The 15,021-nt window shown below is 37.0% G+C and carries 19 protein-coding genes; 15 read left to right on the top strand and 4 right to left on the bottom strand.

Annotated elements, in window-relative coordinates; genetic code table 11:
* Positions 1-75: 75 nt before the first annotated feature.
* On the bottom strand, positions 76-1,023 hold the full coding sequence (locus ACTF48_RS09675; protein ID WP_438962952.1) for an aldo/keto reductase: 948 nt from the start codon (positions 1,021-1,023) through the stop codon (positions 76-78).
* Positions 1,024-1,119: 96 nt separating this feature from the next.
* Positions 1,120-2,016, bottom strand: a complete 897-nt coding sequence (gene xerD, locus ACTF48_RS09680; protein ID WP_438962953.1) for a site-specific tyrosine recombinase XerD — start codon at positions 2,014-2,016, stop codon at positions 1,120-1,122.
* Positions 2,017-2,157: 141 nt separating this feature from the next.
* Between xerD and ACTF48_RS09685 the strand changes: the two genes are divergently transcribed.
* Both ACTF48_RS09685 and aroQ read left to right on the top strand, forming a co-directional pair.
* Positions 2,158-2,694, top strand: a complete 537-nt coding sequence (locus tag ACTF48_RS09685; protein ID WP_438962954.1) for a DUF3575 domain-containing protein — start codon at positions 2,158-2,160, stop codon at positions 2,692-2,694.
* An 85-nt stretch (positions 2,695-2,779) separates the two neighbouring features.
* Positions 2,780-3,205, top strand: a complete 426-nt coding sequence (gene aroQ / locus ACTF48_RS09690; RefSeq protein ID WP_438962955.1) for a type II 3-dehydroquinate dehydratase — start codon at positions 2,780-2,782, stop codon at positions 3,203-3,205.
* Between the two features lie 323 nt (positions 3,206-3,528).
* On the opposite strand, the gene lpdA is transcribed toward aroQ, so the two are convergent.
* Positions 3,529-4,920, bottom strand: coding sequence for a dihydrolipoyl dehydrogenase (lpdA, locus tag ACTF48_RS09695; protein ID WP_438962956.1), 1,392 nt, complete (start codon positions 4,918-4,920; stop codon positions 3,529-3,531).
* Between the two features lie 75 nt (positions 4,921-4,995).
* On the opposite strand from lpdA, the gene ACTF48_RS09700 reads away from it, so the two are divergent.
* From ACTF48_RS09700 to paaD, 13 genes are all read left to right on the top strand, one after another.
* On the top strand, positions 4,996-6,042 hold the full coding sequence (locus ACTF48_RS09700; RefSeq protein ID WP_438962957.1) for a quinone-dependent dihydroorotate dehydrogenase: 1,047 nt from the start codon (positions 4,996-4,998) through the stop codon (positions 6,040-6,042).
* Between the two features lie 109 nt (positions 6,043-6,151).
* Positions 6,152-6,766 (top strand): LysE family translocator, encoded by a 615-nt coding sequence (locus ACTF48_RS09705; RefSeq protein WP_438962958.1) that lies wholly within the window; start codon positions 6,152-6,154, stop codon positions 6,764-6,766.
* A gap of 262 nt (positions 6,767-7,028) precedes the next feature.
* Positions 7,029-7,280 (top strand): CopG family transcriptional regulator, encoded by a 252-nt coding sequence (locus ACTF48_RS09710; RefSeq protein WP_438962959.1) that lies wholly within the window; start codon positions 7,029-7,031, stop codon positions 7,278-7,280.
* The gene (locus ACTF48_RS09715) at positions 7,264-7,599 is read left to right on the top strand and encodes a type II toxin-antitoxin system PemK/MazF family toxin (protein ID WP_438962960.1); all 336 of its coding nucleotides are present in this window, start codon (positions 7,264-7,266) and stop codon (positions 7,597-7,599) included. The genes ACTF48_RS09710 and ACTF48_RS09715 overlap by 17 nt, the downstream gene beginning before the upstream one ends.
* Positions 7,600-7,642: 43 nt before the next feature.
* Positions 7,643-8,506: a hydroxymethylglutaryl-CoA lyase gene (locus ACTF48_RS09720; RefSeq protein ID WP_438962961.1), complete on the top strand. Its 864-nt coding sequence runs from the start codon at positions 7,643-7,645 to the stop codon at positions 8,504-8,506.
* A gap of 203 nt (positions 8,507-8,709) precedes the next feature.
* Positions 8,710-9,786: a 1,2-phenylacetyl-CoA epoxidase subunit PaaE gene (gene paaE / locus ACTF48_RS09725; protein ID WP_438962970.1), complete on the top strand. Its 1,077-nt coding sequence runs from the start codon at positions 8,710-8,712 to the stop codon at positions 9,784-9,786.
* A 124-nt stretch (positions 9,787-9,910) separates the two neighbouring features.
* Positions 9,911-10,264, top strand: coding sequence for a four helix bundle protein (locus tag ACTF48_RS09730; RefSeq protein ID WP_438962962.1), 354 nt, complete (start codon positions 9,911-9,913; stop codon positions 10,262-10,264).
* A 68-nt stretch (positions 10,265-10,332) separates the two neighbouring features.
* The gene (gene paaA / locus ACTF48_RS09735; protein WP_438962963.1) at positions 10,333-11,295 is read left to right on the top strand and encodes a 1,2-phenylacetyl-CoA epoxidase subunit PaaA; all 963 of its coding nucleotides are present in this window, start codon (positions 10,333-10,335) and stop codon (positions 11,293-11,295) included.
* Between the two features lie 173 nt (positions 11,296-11,468).
* A complete protein-coding gene (paaB, locus tag ACTF48_RS09740; RefSeq protein ID WP_438962964.1) occupies positions 11,469-11,753 on the top strand; it encodes a 1,2-phenylacetyl-CoA epoxidase subunit PaaB in 285 nt (94 codons plus the stop codon).
* A gap of 67 nt (positions 11,754-11,820) precedes the next feature.
* On the top strand, positions 11,821-12,174 hold the full coding sequence (locus tag ACTF48_RS09745; RefSeq protein ID WP_438962965.1) for a four helix bundle protein: 354 nt from the start codon (positions 11,821-11,823) through the stop codon (positions 12,172-12,174).
* A 34-nt stretch (positions 12,175-12,208) separates the two neighbouring features.
* Positions 12,209-13,012, top strand: a complete 804-nt coding sequence (paaC, locus tag ACTF48_RS09750) for a 1,2-phenylacetyl-CoA epoxidase subunit PaaC (RefSeq protein WP_438962966.1) — start codon at positions 12,209-12,211, stop codon at positions 13,010-13,012.
* Positions 13,013-13,094: 82 nt separating this feature from the next.
* Complete coding sequence (locus ACTF48_RS09755) at positions 13,095-13,454, top strand: four helix bundle protein (protein WP_438962967.1); 360 nt, start codon at positions 13,095-13,097, stop codon at positions 13,452-13,454.
* Between the two features lie 201 nt (positions 13,455-13,655).
* The gene (gene paaD, locus ACTF48_RS09760) at positions 13,656-14,153 is read left to right on the top strand and encodes a 1,2-phenylacetyl-CoA epoxidase subunit PaaD (RefSeq protein ID WP_438962968.1); all 498 of its coding nucleotides are present in this window, start codon (positions 13,656-13,658) and stop codon (positions 14,151-14,153) included.
* Between the two features lie 24 nt (positions 14,154-14,177).
* On the opposite strand, the gene ACTF48_RS09765 is transcribed toward paaD, so the two are convergent.
* On the bottom strand, positions 14,178-15,021 hold an 844-nt coding region (locus ACTF48_RS09765), incomplete at its 5' end, for a T9SS type A sorting domain-containing protein (protein WP_438962969.1).

Genomic DNA, 15,021 nt, shown 5'->3' on the forward strand with positions numbered 1-15,021 from the left:
CAAAGCTCAAAGCTCAAAGCTCAAAGCTCAAAGCTCAAAGCTCAAAGCTCAAAGCTCAAAGCTCAAAGCTCAAAGCTACTCATCATAAATATTAGGATATCCTTTCTCAGGAACCTCAAAGAATTTACCCGTAACATAACGATAGTGTTCATCCATTTGAGCGAGTTCTTTTAAATCCTCTTGATCCATTTGTAGGTGAGCCGCTTCTAGGTTCTCTTTTATACGACCAGGATTAGTAGATTTAGGGATCACTGCTGTGCCGCGCTGCGCAGACCAGTTGATTAATACCTGAGCAGGAGAAACGTTATGCTTGCTTGCTATTTTTTTAATGGTCGCTTTCTCAAGCATGTTAGGTTCATTTTCTTGCTTCATGCCTTCAGAGCGATCACCACTTCCTAGCGGTGAGTATCCTGTTAAGTGTATTCCTTTATGGTTACAATATTGAAAAAGTTCTTTTTGCTGTAGTAATGGGTGTAATTCCACTTGATTCATCTCTGGAACTTCTGCTGTTTTTGAAATTAAATCCTCCAGTTTTTCTTTACTAAAGTTAGAAACACCTATATGTTTAACGAGTCCTTTGTTCTTCATTTGGATCATTTCATTCCAGGTTTCGTGAATAGGAGCTTCTTGAGGTGTGAGGTAGTCATTTGCACTTTCTGGCATAGGCACACCTGGTTGAAACGCAACAGGCCAGTGTATGAGGTATAAATCTAGATAGTCTAACTGTAAATCATTAAGTGTTTGTTGTAGCGCAGGCTCTACGTCTTGAGGTAAGTGCGCATCATTCCATAGTTTTGAAGTGATCCATACATCTTCTCGCTTGATATCACCTTTTGAAAACACTTCCTTGAATGCTTCACCTATTTCCTTCTCGTTACCATAAATAGCAGCACAGTCTATGTGTTTGTATCCGGTTTCTAGAGCGTTTATAATGGCGTTTTTAACTTCTCCTGGTTTGGATTTCCAAGTTCCTAACCCAATAGGGAATAGCTCATCACCGTTTTTAAATTTTAATGTTTTCATGAGTTTGTTATTTGGTTTAAAGTTAGCTTTCGCGAAAGCGTAATAAAAACAATCCTATCACTTTTACATAACTTTAATAATGGATAAGCTGAGTTGCTAAGCTCTAGGATGGTGTTTCTCGAGAACCTTAGTAAGATGAGCGCGATCTACATGCATGTAAATCTCTGTAGTGGTAATGCTTTCATGGCCTAGCATCATTTGAATAGAACGCAAATCAGCACCGTTTTCTAAAAGATGTGTGGCAAAAGAATGTCTAAACGTGTGCGGACTAATTTTTTTCTTAATTCCTGCTTTTACCTTAAGTTCTTTTATGATATGAAAAATCATGGCACGTGTTAAACTAGCGCCACGTCTATTTAAAAATAAGGTGTCTTTATACTGCGGTTTAATGGGTGAATGAACACGTACCTCATCTATATAAAGGTTTATAACCTTCATGGTAAAATCACCTATGGGAATAAATCGCTGCTTGTCTCCTTTACCAGTTACCTTAATAAAACCTTCTTTAAAAAACAAATCACTGATTTTTAAAGTAATGAGCTCGCTTACACGCAAACCACAGCCATAAAGTGTTTCTAGAATAGCTCTGTTGCGTTCACCTTGAGCGGTAGAACGATCTATAGAGTTGATAAGCGCGTCGACCTCTGTGGTGCTTAATGTGTCTGGTAGCTTGCGACCTATCTTAGGAGTTTCAACCAGCTCCAGCGGATTATCCTTGCGGTAGTTCTCTAATATAAGGTAATTGAAAAAAGCTTTTAAACTGCTCAGTGCACGAGCCTGCGATCGGGCCGACACCTTTTTGGCCAGATCATAGATGTAAGCACGTAACTCTACCGTTTTAATACTATCTGGGCGAGCATTTATTTCATGATCTTCTAGCCAGTAAATGAGTTTATTCAAGTCTCGTTCATATGCCTTAATAGTGTTTACAGCAAGGCTACGCTCTATTTTTGCATAGAGTAAAAAGTCCTTTAAAATGTGTTGCCATTTCATAGGGTAAAGATAGTTATGAAAATTATATGCCAGTTGATGAAGGTTGAGTTGTAGGTGAAATCTTTTTATTAACATTACTTTAACAAAAATTAACAAGAAATACTTTTTCTTTAACAGTAACTAACAATCTAAATTTTTAAAATGAAAAAATTATTACTAATTGCTGCTGTTGCAGTATTCGGAATGGGAATGTCTAGCGCGCAAGAAAACGCTGTAAAAGTAAATCCATTAGCAATTTTGGGTGGTACTGATTTAGTTTCTTATGAACGTGCTTTGAATGATAATTCATCTGCAATTTTAAGTGGAGCTATAGGTGGATATACCATTGGATCTTTCAAGTATTCTTCTTACGGAGCAGGAGCGCAGTATCGTTATTATTTTGATGAAGTAATCAGAGGATGGTATGGAGCTGGTTCTGTTGCCTACCAATCAGGAAATGTTGAATTAGATGATTTCTCTGGACAAGGTGATTCTGATGAAATTAGTTTCGGAGCAATTTCTGCAGGAGTCAAAGGTGGATATCAATGGTCATGGGATAGTGGATTTACACTAGACCTTAACTTAGGTATCAATTATGTCAACTTTAGTTATGATGATACTGATAACTCTTCATTCTCAAGCCTTAAAGGTTCAGGGGTTTTACCTCAATTTGGATTTGGATTAGGTTACGCTTGGTAAATCCAATGAAATACTATAATGAAAAGCAACCTCAAAAGGGTTGCTTTTTTTATGCGATTCATTTTAATAATAATACCTTTGTTACATGAAAATACACATCATCAACGGTCCAAATCTTAATTTGCTAGGTAAGCGAGAACCAGAAACTTATGGTGCTACTAGCTTTGAGGATTATTTCAATGAACTACAATCTGTGTTCAATGAAGTGGAGCTTTCCTATTTTCAATCTAATGTTGAAGGTGAGTTGATTAATGAATTGCACCAATGCCTAGAGAATAAAATAGATAGTGTCATTTTAAACGCTGGTGCTTATACACATACTTCTATAGGTCTAGGTGATGCAGTAGCAGCAATAGATGTCCCTGTGATTGAAGTACATATCTCAAATGTGATGGATCGAGAAGAATTTAGGCACGTTTCTTACATTTCAAAATATGCGGCTGGAGTAATTAGCGGCTTTGGTTTGAAAGGTTATGAGCTGGCCATCTATAATTGTACTACTTCAAAATAGGGACGACTCTAGTTTTTACTAAAGAATAAGCTTTTAGAGTTTTTTTTGAAGGGTGCATTATTAAGGTATCACTGGAAACTTAAAAAGTTTGAATTTTTTGATTTCATAATGTAAAATATCATTGTTATTTTTAATGTACTCAATTCACTAGGGAAGATAGTTCACTATGAACTATTCAAGTGATTTAAAGGCTTTATAAAGTCAATTAGGTATTAAAGTGGGAATGAATATGGTCACAAAAAAACTCTTGATTCTATCAAAAGAATCAGGAGTTTTATATTTTCTAGCCAACAGCCAACAGCCAACAGCCAACAGCCAACAGCCTACAAATGTATCACCTCACCATAAGCATCTGCTACGGCTTCCATAACCGCTTCACTCATGGTAGGATGTGGATGTACCGCTTTTAGCACTTCGTGACCTGTAGTTTCTAGTTTACGACCTAATACAGCTTCAGCAATCATGTCTGTAACACCAGCACCTATCATGTGACATCCTAGCCACTCGCCATACTTAGCATCAAAGATTACTTTTACAAATCCATCTTTGGCACCACTAGCACTTGCTTTACCACTTGCACTAAACGGGAACTTACCTACTTTAATTTCATAACCAGCTTCTTTAGCTTGAGCCTCAGTCATTCCTACGCTTGCAATCTCTGGAGTAGAATAAGTACAACCTGGAATGTTACCATAATCTAGTGGTTCCACATGCATGTCGGCTATTTTTTCAACACATAAAATTCCTTCGGCACTTGCTACGTGAGCTAGTGCTGGTCCAGCAGTAATGTCACCTATGGCATAGTAACCAGGAATATTAGTCTGATACCAGTTGTTAACAAGCACTTTGCCACGATCTGTAGAAATCCCTACTTCTTCTAGGCCTATGTTAGAAAGATTTGTCTCGATTCCTACCGCGCTTAAAACGATATCTGCCTCAAGAACTTCTTCTCCTTTTTTAGTTTTTACGGTTGCTTTAACACCATCGCCGCTAGTATCTACACCTGTAACCTCGCTAGAAGTCATTATTTTAATACCTGTTTTCTTAAAGCTGCGTTCCATTTGTTTAGAAACATCTACATCTTCTACAGGTACGATGCGATCCATATATTCTACAATGGTAACCTCAGTTCCCATGGAGTTGTAAAAATAAGCAAACTCTACACCTATCGCTCCAGATCCTACTACGATCATTTTCTTAGGCTGCTTATCTAGGGTCATTGCCTCACGATAACCTATCACCTTTTTACCATCTTGTGGTAAGCTAGGTAATACACGAGATTTTGCGCCAGTAGCAATAATGATGTGGTTACCTTCTACCATGGACGTAGAACCATCTTCTGCTTTTACTTCTATTTTCTTTCCTTTTTTAACGGTACCATATCCCATGATCACGTCTATCTTATTTTTCTTTAATAAGAACTGTACACCTTTACTCATTCCGTCTGCTACGTCACGAGAGCGTTTTACTACGGCATTAAAATCTTTATCTACACCAGTAACCTTTAGACCATAATCTTCGGCATGGTTGAGGTAATTAAAAACATCAGCACTTTTAATCAGTGCTTTTGTAGGGATACAACCCCAGTTTAAACATACTCCACCTAGAGATTCTTTCTCTACAATTGCCGTTTTCATCCCTAACTGAGACGCGCGTATGGCAGTTACATAGCCACCAGGTCCACTACCTAAAACGATTACATCATATTTACTCATATCTATTCATTTTTAAGAGTCACAAAAATATGGAATAAAGTCTAACGGATTGTAAATTTGCACAACCTTATTCTTATGTATAAATCATTAATACGTCCGCTACTTTTTGCCTTTGATCCAGAGGCTGTCCACCATTTTTCTTTCAAGAGTATAAAATTATTGAGCAAGTTACCTGGTTTTAGTACGCTTTCGCGAAAGCGTTATAAACTTAATCATCCTGCTCTAAAAAGAGAATTATTTGGACTCACATTTGAGAATCCTGTAGGAATGGCAGCAGGATTTGATAAAGATGCTCGAGCGTTTAAAGAATTTTCTAATCTAGGGTTTGGATTTATAGAAATAGGCACACTTACGCCAAAACCACAAGATGGAAACCCTAAGCAACGACTTTTTAGATTAAAGAAAGATCAAGCGATCGTAAACCGTATGGGATTTAATAATGGTGGTGTAGATGCTGCGGTAGAACGACTGAAAAAGAATCCAAAACTTGGTGAAAAAGGACACGTGCTCATAGGCGGAAACATAGGGAAAAACAAGGTGACGCCTAATGATGAAGCAGTAAATGATTACATCATCTGTTTTGAAAAGCTGTTTGATCACGTAGATTATTTTACCGTAAATGTGAGTTCACCTAACACGCCAGGATTACGCGAGCTCCAAGACCGTAAACCATTAACGCACATTCTACAAACGCTTCAAGACCTCAATGATAAAAAGCCTCAAAGAAAACCGATTCTTTTAAAAATTGCTCCAGATTTGACCGATGATCAGTTGTTAGATATTATAGGAATAGTAGAAGATACCAAAATCGATGGAGTGATTGCTTCTAATACAACCATCTCTAGAGAAGGATTACAATCTGATGAATCACTAATAAATCAAGCCGGTGGATTAAGCGGTGCACCACTAACTAATCGCGCTACTGAAGTAATTTCATTCTTACATGAAAAAAGCAACGGTGCATTTCCTATTATAGGAGTAGGTGGTATTATGACGGCTCAAGATGCGATTGATAAAATAAATGCTGGTGCTAGTCTGGTGCAGTTATATACTGGTTTTGTTTATGAAGGACCTCAATTGATTAAGGAGATTAATGAGGCTATTTTAAAGATTTTAAAGTAGCATAGTCTTCAGTTATGAATAGCTTTCCACTTAGTAATTTTGAATCACTAGTGTATGAGTTGAGATTTTCAAAACTTTAAAACTATAAACTCTAAACTCTGAATTTATTTTGTTAGAAACCCTAATCTCTTTTGCACTAGCAACCTTTATACTAGCCATATCTCCAGGACCAGATAACATCTTTGTATTGACCCAAAGTGCTGCACGTGGCTCTAGAATAGGAATTGCGATTGCTAGTGGTTTGATTTCTGGATGTATTGTGCATACCAGTTTTGTAGCTCTAGGATTTGCCGTAATTATAAGAGATAATGAATGGTTACTCTACACCATTAAAATTGCTGGTGCGATTTATTTAATTTATCTCGCATTTAAAGTCTATCAGACAGATGCTTTTATATCCTTAGAATCTCAAACCTCAAAAGGCAACTGGTGGAAGATGTACCGCACCGGCGTTACCATGAATTTATTAAACCCAAAAGTGACTTTATTCTATCTTGCCTTATTACCGCAGTTTATTATTCAAAATGATATTCCTGAGTGGATACAGGTTTATATATTAGGCGGTGTTTTTATGCTAGTTTCTTTGATCGTATTTTACGCGGTCGCCTTGCTTGCAGGCGCAGTAGCAAGTTTCATAAAGTCTTCTAAATGGTTTACATCAGTCATGAAATGGACTCAGATTATTGTTTTTATTGGGATAGCAATTTTTATTTTTGTCAATTAAAACTAGAAAACTCACCCTTTAGGGTTGGGGAAAAGGTTTTCGGCTTTACTGTATGGAAAAGCAGCTAGTTTTATAAAGTTTTCCACTTGGTTTGCTCCAGTTATGAAATGGATGCAGATAGTAGTTTTTATTGGGATTGCGGTGGCGATTTTGATACCTTAGAAGTTCCTTCCCTTGAGGAAAGGTTAGGATGGGTGTGTGATGTTAATCTTTGTATTCAATAAATATTTAATATATTTACATTTTATAAATATAAATTATAATGGCAACATTTACATCCACGTTACCTGATGATCTACTTAAACAGTTAAGTGATGCTGCAAAGCTTTTAAAACTTCCTAAAAATAAGCTTATTGAAAAGGCTTTGCGTGTTTACCTAGAGCAATTAGATAAGGCCGCTTATGTTAGGTCTTATAAGCAAATGTCCAATGATGATGATATGCTCAACATGGCCGCAGAAGGTATGACAGAATATTTAACAACTTTAAATCAACTAGATGATGAAACAGTGTGATATTTACGAAATGTATTTTGATCCTGTAAAAGGTAGTGAGCAAAGTGGAAGAAGACCTGCAGTTATTATTTCTGGAAATGCGGCAAACGATAATTTGAATACAGTTATCGTTTGTCCGCTTACTTCTAAGATTAAAAATTATAGAGGTAATGTAATTTTAAAACCTAATGCTACAAATGGACTTACCGATAAATCTGAGATTATGACTATACATATTAGATCTGTTGCAAAAGAGCGTTTAAAGAATAAATTAGGTGTTGTATCGTCAGGAGATCTGGAACAGATTAAAGAAACTTTGGGTAAAATATTGAAGTATTAAATGACTTTCGCAAACCTTTTCGTCACCTTATCTTTACACCTCAATGGAAAAGGTGAAAATCATAGAGTGTCCACGTGACGCGATGCAAGGAATAAAAGAATTTATTCCTACGGATCTAAAAGTGCAGTACATTCAGTCATTGTTGCGCTGTGGTTTTGACACCATTGATTTTGGGAGTTTTGTGTCACCCAAAGCCATACCGCAAATGGTAGATACTGCTCAGGTGCTTTCTAAACTGGATCTCTCTAAAACAGATTCTAAGTTACTTGCTATTGTAGCAAATTTGCGTGGTGCACAAGCCGCTTGTGAGCATCCAGAAATTGATTATTTAGGTTATCCATTTTCTATTTCAGAGAATTTCCAGATGCGTAATACGCATAAAACCATAGCACAGTCTGTAGAATTGCTTCAGGATATATTAGATCTCGCTTTCGCGAAAGCAAAACAAGTTGTCGTCTATATTTCTATGGGATTTGGTAATCCATACGGAGATCCATGGAATGTGGAAATCGTAGGAGAATGGACGGAGAAACTAGCAGCTATGGGCGTAAAAATCCTGTCCTTATCAGATACGGTAGGAACCAGCGATCCAGAAACGATTAATTATTTATTCTCTAATTTGATTCCTAAATACCCAGATGTGGAATTTGGCGCTCATTTACATACTACGCCTACCACATGGCACGAGAAAGTAGATGCAGCCTATAAAGCTGGTTGCCGCAGATTTGATGGTGCGATACAAGGTTTTGGCGGTTGTCCTATGGCAAAGGATGAACTCACAGGAAATATGCCTACCGAGAAAATGGTTAGTTATTTTGGTGCAACAAAAATAGATTCAAATGTAAATGCTATGTCCTTTGAGAGCAGTTATAATGAGGCTACTAAGATTTTTACAAAGTATCATTAAATAATTAACGTATTTTGAGAGTCTCAATGTTCGCATTCAAGAATTATGTGAGGTCTGAGATTTTGAATATCGTATTTTTTTTATCGTAGTTCCAATTTTACGTATAATTCAAGCTCGATTTCAAATTCGAGTTCAATGTCAAGTTCATTTGCATCCCAAACTAACAAGTGTTAGTTTTGTGTAAATTTAACGACCATACTATAGTGAGTGAATTTCATAACATAACGCTTTCCCAAGTCTATAAAGAGACAGATGATACGACGGTAATCACCTTTAACGTTCCACAGGAATTAAAAGAAGATTTTAAATACCGTCAGGGACAATTTTTAACCTTGCGCGCCACGATAAATGGTGAAGACGTGAGGCGTAGCTACTCACTTTGCAGCAGCCCGCTGGATGATGAGTGGAAAGTCGCCGTTAAAGAAATCTTTGAAGGTAAATTTTCTACCTATGTAAACCGCGAATTAAAAACGGGTGATACCTTGCAGGTCGCGGCGCCTAGTGGTGATTTTGGCATCGATTGTTATGATGAGACTGAGACTAAAAACTATGTAGCCTTTGCTGCTGGATCTGGAATTACTCCTATGTTGAGTATTATAAAAACACATCTAGCCAGTGAGCCTAATGCTAAATTCAAGTTATTCTATCTCAATAGAACCGTAAAATCTATTATCTTTAAGGAAGAGATAGAAGCCTTGAAAAACAAATATTTAAGTCGTTTTGAGGTGTTTTATTTCTTGAGTCGTGAGCATCGTGATATTCCATTATTTAATGGACGTTTTGATAAACAAAAATTACAAACACTCACACAAACGTTAATCAACGCACCACATACAGATCACGCTTTTATTTGTGGTCCCGAAGAGATGATTTTTCTGATACGTGATGAGTTGGTTGCCGCAGGAATTAAGAAAGAAAATGTCCATTTTGAATTATTTGTAAGTGGATTAAGTGAAGAAGATAAAGCACGTGCCGCAGCAGCGCTAGAGCAAAAAGTAGATGGCGTGGACGTGACGATTATAGATGGAAGTAAAGAATTTCATTTTGTACTAGGAGATGATCACGATAATGTGCTGGATGCCGCAATTGCCGCAGGTGCAGATTTACCATTTGCCTGTAAAGGTGGTGTGTGCAGCACCTGTAAATGTAAAGTGGTTGAAGGCAGCGTGGCCATGAAAGTTAACTATGCACTGACTGATGAAGAGGTAGAAAAAGGCTTTGTCCTTAGTTGTGTGAGCGTTCCTACGAGTAAGAAACTGGTGGTGAATTATGATGTGTAGAACAGCTTTTAGCTGTTAGCACTTGGTTGTTGGCGCTTAGCACTTAGCAATAAATGGGCAGTATGGTGCTTTTTGTTTCGCTTTTGCGAAAGCGGAAAAGGTAAAGAGTTATAGAAAGAAAGAAATGGATGAGTTTAATTTTGAGAACCTGAAAATATATCAAAAGGCTTTAGATTTTATAGATCAAGTACATGATGCTTTAACTTTATTTCCAAAACATGAAATGTATAGTTTAAGTTCTCAATTTTCAAGAGCCTCAAATAGTATTGCTCTTAATATTGCAGAAGGTCATGGTGATACAGACGCTCAATTTAATAGATTTTTAAAAATAGCTGAAGGTTCTGTAAGAGAGTGCGTAGGTTGCACAACACTTGCTTATAGAAGAGGTTATATTATTGGCGAAGTCAATATAGAACTAAGAAAAGTTCTCATCGAATTAGCAAAAATGATAAAAAGTCTAAGAAACAAATTAAAGTAGAATAGTAAACTAAGCGCCAAAAAGCTAATAGCTCAGTGCTAACAGCTAAGCGCTATAAAAAAGGAGACATGAGTGAAGCAGAAATCAAAAGTTTAGAAGCACAATTTGATGCAAAAATTGCCAATGACGAGAAAATCGAACCGAAGGACTGGATGCCAGAGAAGTATCGTAAGACGCACATCAGACAGATTTCCCAGCATGCACATTCTGAAATAGTAGGAATGTTACCAGAAGGAAACTGGATTACTCGTGCGCCATCATTACGACGCAAAGTAGCCTTACTAGCAAAGGTTCAAGATGAAGCAGGACACGGATTATACCTATATAGCGCCTGTGAAACATTAGGAATCACACGTGAGCAAATGTATGAGGACTTACATTCTGGTAAAGCTAAATATTCTTCCATTTTCAATTACCCGACGATGACATGGGCAGATATGGGAGCTATAGGATGGCTAGTAGATGGCGCTGCGATTATTAATCAGGTGCCATTATGTAGTACGTCTTTTGGACCTTATGCCCGTGCCATGGTGCGTGTGTGTAAGGAAGAAAGTTTCCACCAGAGACAAGGGTACGAAATCATGCTGTCGCTTTGTAATGGAACTGAGGAGCAAAAAGAAATGGCGCAAGATGCATTAAACCGTTGGTGGTGGCCATCATTAATGATGTTAGGACCTACTGATGCGGCAAGTACGCATACTGAGCAATCCATGAAATGGAAGTTGAAGCGCAAAACTAATGATGAATTACGCCAGCAGTTTATAGATCAAACCGTTCCACAAGCAGATATTTTAGGACTTACCATTCCAGATCCAGATTTAAAATGGAATGAGGAGACTGGTCACTATGATTTTGGCGAGATAGATTGGGACGAGTTCTGGCAAGTCGTAAAAGGCCATGGTCCTATGAATAAAAAACGCCTAGATGACCGTCGCAACGCCTGGGAAAATGGCGCTTGGGTACGCGATGCAGCAACAGCCTATGCGGCAAAACAAAAGGATAGAAAAGAACAAGCTGCGCAAGCGATTTAAACAATGGCGCATCTCATGCGACCTTATAGCGTATGCAATGCGCAGCGAAACAAACGAAAAGGCGCATCGCATGCGCCATCAAAAAAACATGTTTTCCTTTTGAGGACAATGCGGGAATCGCATGAGTAAACCTTTAAACTTAAACTTAAGTTTAAACTTAAATTTATAAGATAATGAGCACAGAAATACCACTTTGGGAAGTTTTTATACGATCTAAAAACGGACTAGAACACAGACACTGCGGCAGCCTGCATGCCGAAGATGCTGAAATGGCAATGAATAACGCACGCGACGTTTATACTAGAAGGAATGAAGGTGTAAGTATTTGGGTAGTAGAAAGTAAAAACATCACTGCCAGCAGCCCAGAAGATAGCGACGAGCTTTTTGAACCAGCAACTGATAAGGTGTATAGGCATCCTACTTTTTATGAGCTTCCTGAAGAATTAAAACACATGTAAAGGCATAGCTTTTACCTAGTCTTTAATTTTTAAAGTTTAAGCTTAAGTCTAAGTTAAAGTGAAAATTATGGAAGAAAAAAAGTATGGTTTAGAAGATAGGATTATACAGTTTTCTATTGATGTTGTTAAAGTTTCTCGCAAAGCAAACTGGAATGATTATGCTTCAAAATATTATCAACAGCAATTAATAAGATCATCTGGATCAGTCTCTTTGAACTTTGGTGAGTTTTTAGGTGCTCGGTCAGATAAAGATAAACTCAATAAACTAGCAATTACACTTAAGGAAATAAAAGAGTGCAGAAATAATCTTAGAATTCAAGTAGGTGCTGAATTAAATAGTAAATCAGAATTAGAGAAACTAGCCCAAGAATCATTAGAATTAATAAAGATAATTGCTTCAATTATAAACACTAGGTCTTAAACTTAAGTTTAAACTTAGACTTCAACTTTAAGAGATGAAACAACCCATAAAAGAACTCAACCCAAAATTCCTAGAATCAAAGGAAAATAAAGAACACTTAATAAGTTACCTTTTAGGTGTAGCAGATAATTACCTCATTCTAGGACAGCGACTAGGTGAGCTGTGCGGTCATGGACCTAATCTAGAACCAGATATTGCGATTACTAACATTTCCCTGGACATGCTGGGACAAGTGCGTAGTTTTTATCAATATGTAGCACAATTGAAAGGTGATAAAAGCACTGAAGATGATATTGCCTTTTTAAGGAAAGAACGTGAGTATAAAAATGTACTGCTGGTAGAACAGCCTAATACAGATTTTGGATATGTTATTGTACGACAGTATTTCTTTGATGTATATAATAAAATGTTTTTAGGCGCCTTACAGCAAAGTGCTGACGAAACTTTAAGAGCACTTGCCTTTAAAGGAATTAAAGAAGCTAGTTATCACGAGCGATTTTCAGGCGACTGGTTAAAACGTCTAGGTGATGGAACGGCAGAAAGTAAACAACGCGTTCAGCAAGCTGTAAACGATCTATGGGTATATACCGACGAGCTATTCCACACTACTGACGCCGATAAAGCCATGATTGAAGCTGGAGTAGCGCCAGATATGCTGCAACTACGTGAATATTATTATGAAAAAGTAGAAGATCTCTTAACCACTGCAACCCTAGAGATTCCAGAAGTAGAATATTTCCAAAAAGGCGGAAAAAACGGCTTACACAGTGAACACATGGGATACATTCTGGCAGATTTGCAGTATATGCAACGCACTTATCCTGACAGTAAATGGTAACTGTTAGAACTTGAATCTGAATTTGAACTCGTTGAATATCGAACACTGATTAACGAATAATGAATATCCAAAAAAGTAAATTATGAAATTTGATTTAGAAGGTAGATTAATTCAATTTGCAGTGGATATAATTAAAATCGCTGATCATTCTATGAATTCCAGTTATGCCGCAAATCATTTATGCAAGCAACTGATCAGAAGTTCTACTGCCGCAGCATTGAATTATGGAGAAGCACAAAGTGCAGAATCTCACAAAGATTTTCTTCATAAAATGAAAATCGCACTTAAAGAACTTCGAGAGTCTATGGTTAATCTTAAAATCCAAAAAGGAGCTGAGCTTGTAAAGAATATTGCAGTGGTCGAAAGATTAATTGATGAAAACAATCAGCTTATTTCCATCTTTGTAGCCAGTATTAAAACCTCTAAAACTAAAAACTCTTAAATCGAAAATTTTATTATTCATTGATCGATATTCGATATTCAAAATGAACTTTATTAATAACATTTTATCAGACTGATTAGAAGTTTTGGAAATCATTTTTTTAATTTTCTTTACAATTGTAAGAACATCAAAGGCTAAAAACTCTTAAATCAAAAATTTCAGTGTTCGTTAATCTTTAATCGATATTCAATATTCAAAAACATGATTCAAAACTATAACATATCGCCAGATCTATTAGAGATTTTAGAATCCGTGCCCGATCCAGAAATCCCAGTCTTAAACGTGATTGACTTAGGAGTGATACGAGATGTGCAAGTAGATGGAAAAGATATCACCATAAAACTGACGCCAACTTATAGCGGCTGTCCAGCCATGGATGTAATAGGTGATGACCTGGAAAGAGCATTTGCGGCACATGGATATACTACAGCGGTACAATTAATTATGAGTCCGCCGTGGACGACAGACTGGATCACAGATCGTGGTCGCAAAGCGCTGGAAGAATATGGAATCGCTGCACCATTAAGTGAAACAGCAGATAAGGATGTGTTACTGAATAATAAGAAACTCGTAAAATGTACAAATTGCAGTTCACCAAATACGAAATTGGTGAGTCAGTTTGGTTCCACAGCTTGTAAGGCAATGTTTCAGTGTGAGGATTGTCTTGAGCCGTTTGATTACTTTAAGTGTTTGAAGTAAACTCGCTTTCGCGAAAGCGAATTACTAATCCACAACCAACTTTAAAGCAACACTTTGCTCTTGAGATTCAATTTTCAACAAGTAAATTCCAGAATTCAAATCATTGAATTTAATCTTGCTATTTTTTATTGCACCATTCCATATTTCCCTACCATCCAGTGCATATAATACGGCATCTCCTTGATTTATGTTTTTAAGATGCAGCACATTTCCTTGCAATGGGTTAGGATAAATAGCAATAGGTAAAATATCATTTACAGATGCTGGAGCATTAAAAGTAGTGGTCCAAATCTCGGTAAACACAGGTGCGTTATAATCAAAATATATGGCGGCACTAGCCCTAATTACATCACCTACTGCATAAGAAATAGGTTTAATACGGTATTTTATAAATCCGTTACTACCTTCTGGATCTGTCGCTTCTGGTGGTAACTGGATATCATCAAAAAAGAAATCCAGGGACCTTCCATTTTTTTCATAGCTATAAGGATGACTAGCGGTTAAAATTTCAAAAGTACTGTCGTCTAATAATGGATGTAAATCTGATAGAATACGTACAAATTGTGCTGCGGCGCTACCCATGTTTTGGAAACGTATCGTGTACTCTAAATAATCTGAAGAGCTAAATTCATTAACCAGGATTATAGGACCACGTATTTCAGTCACATCATTAGGATCATAAGAAGCGACTACATCTACATCTATTGAATCCATATTATTTGTAGCACTTAAATCTGTTGAGCTTGGGTTAATCGTTACGTTATGAGTAAAAGTATCGCCCATTTGGACACCAGTAACTGGTGTAGACATCGTGATGAGATAATACTGTCTTTCAAAATCATTCAGTGAATATGGTATTGAAAAACCG

This window comes from Nonlabens sp., assembly GCF_965660805.1.
Taxonomy (GTDB): domain Bacteria; phylum Bacteroidota; class Bacteroidia; order Flavobacteriales; family Flavobacteriaceae; genus Nonlabens.

Excerpts from the sequence above, each read along its gene's own strand:
- ACTF48_RS09675 (WP_438962952.1), bottom strand. The coding sequence starts at position 1,023 with ATGAAAACATTAAAATTTAAAAACGGTGATGAGCTATTCCCTATTGGG.
- xerD (WP_438962953.1), bottom strand. The coding sequence starts at position 2,016 with ATGAAATGGCAACACATTTTAAAGGACTTTTTACTCTATGCAAAAATA.
- ACTF48_RS09685 (WP_438962954.1), top strand. The coding sequence starts at position 2,158 with ATGAAAAAATTATTACTAATTGCTGCTGTTGCAGTATTCGGAATGGGA.
- aroQ (WP_438962955.1), top strand. The coding sequence starts at position 2,780 with ATGAAAATACACATCATCAACGGTCCAAATCTTAATTTGCTAGGTAAG.
- lpdA (WP_438962956.1), bottom strand. The coding sequence starts at position 4,920 with ATGAGTAAATATGATGTAATCGTTTTAGGTAGTGGACCTGGTGGCTAT.
- ACTF48_RS09700 (WP_438962957.1), top strand. The coding sequence starts at position 4,996 with ATGTATAAATCATTAATACGTCCGCTACTTTTTGCCTTTGATCCAGAG.
- ACTF48_RS09710 (WP_438962959.1), top strand. The coding sequence starts at position 7,029 with ATGGCAACATTTACATCCACGTTACCTGATGATCTACTTAAACAGTTA.
- ACTF48_RS09715 (WP_438962960.1), top strand. The coding sequence starts at position 7,264 with ATGATGAAACAGTGTGATATTTACGAAATGTATTTTGATCCTGTAAAA.
- ACTF48_RS09720 (WP_438962961.1), top strand. The coding sequence starts at position 7,643 with ATGGAAAAGGTGAAAATCATAGAGTGTCCACGTGACGCGATGCAAGGA.
- ACTF48_RS09730 (WP_438962962.1), top strand. The coding sequence starts at position 9,911 with ATGGATGAGTTTAATTTTGAGAACCTGAAAATATATCAAAAGGCTTTA.
- paaA (WP_438962963.1), top strand. The coding sequence starts at position 10,333 with ATGAGTGAAGCAGAAATCAAAAGTTTAGAAGCACAATTTGATGCAAAA.
- paaB (WP_438962964.1), top strand. The coding sequence starts at position 11,469 with ATGAGCACAGAAATACCACTTTGGGAAGTTTTTATACGATCTAAAAAC.
- ACTF48_RS09745 (WP_438962965.1), top strand. The coding sequence starts at position 11,821 with ATGGAAGAAAAAAAGTATGGTTTAGAAGATAGGATTATACAGTTTTCT.
- paaC (WP_438962966.1), top strand. The coding sequence starts at position 12,209 with ATGAAACAACCCATAAAAGAACTCAACCCAAAATTCCTAGAATCAAAG.
- ACTF48_RS09755 (WP_438962967.1), top strand. The coding sequence starts at position 13,095 with ATGAAATTTGATTTAGAAGGTAGATTAATTCAATTTGCAGTGGATATA.
- paaD (WP_438962968.1), top strand. The coding sequence starts at position 13,656 with ATGATTCAAAACTATAACATATCGCCAGATCTATTAGAGATTTTAGAA.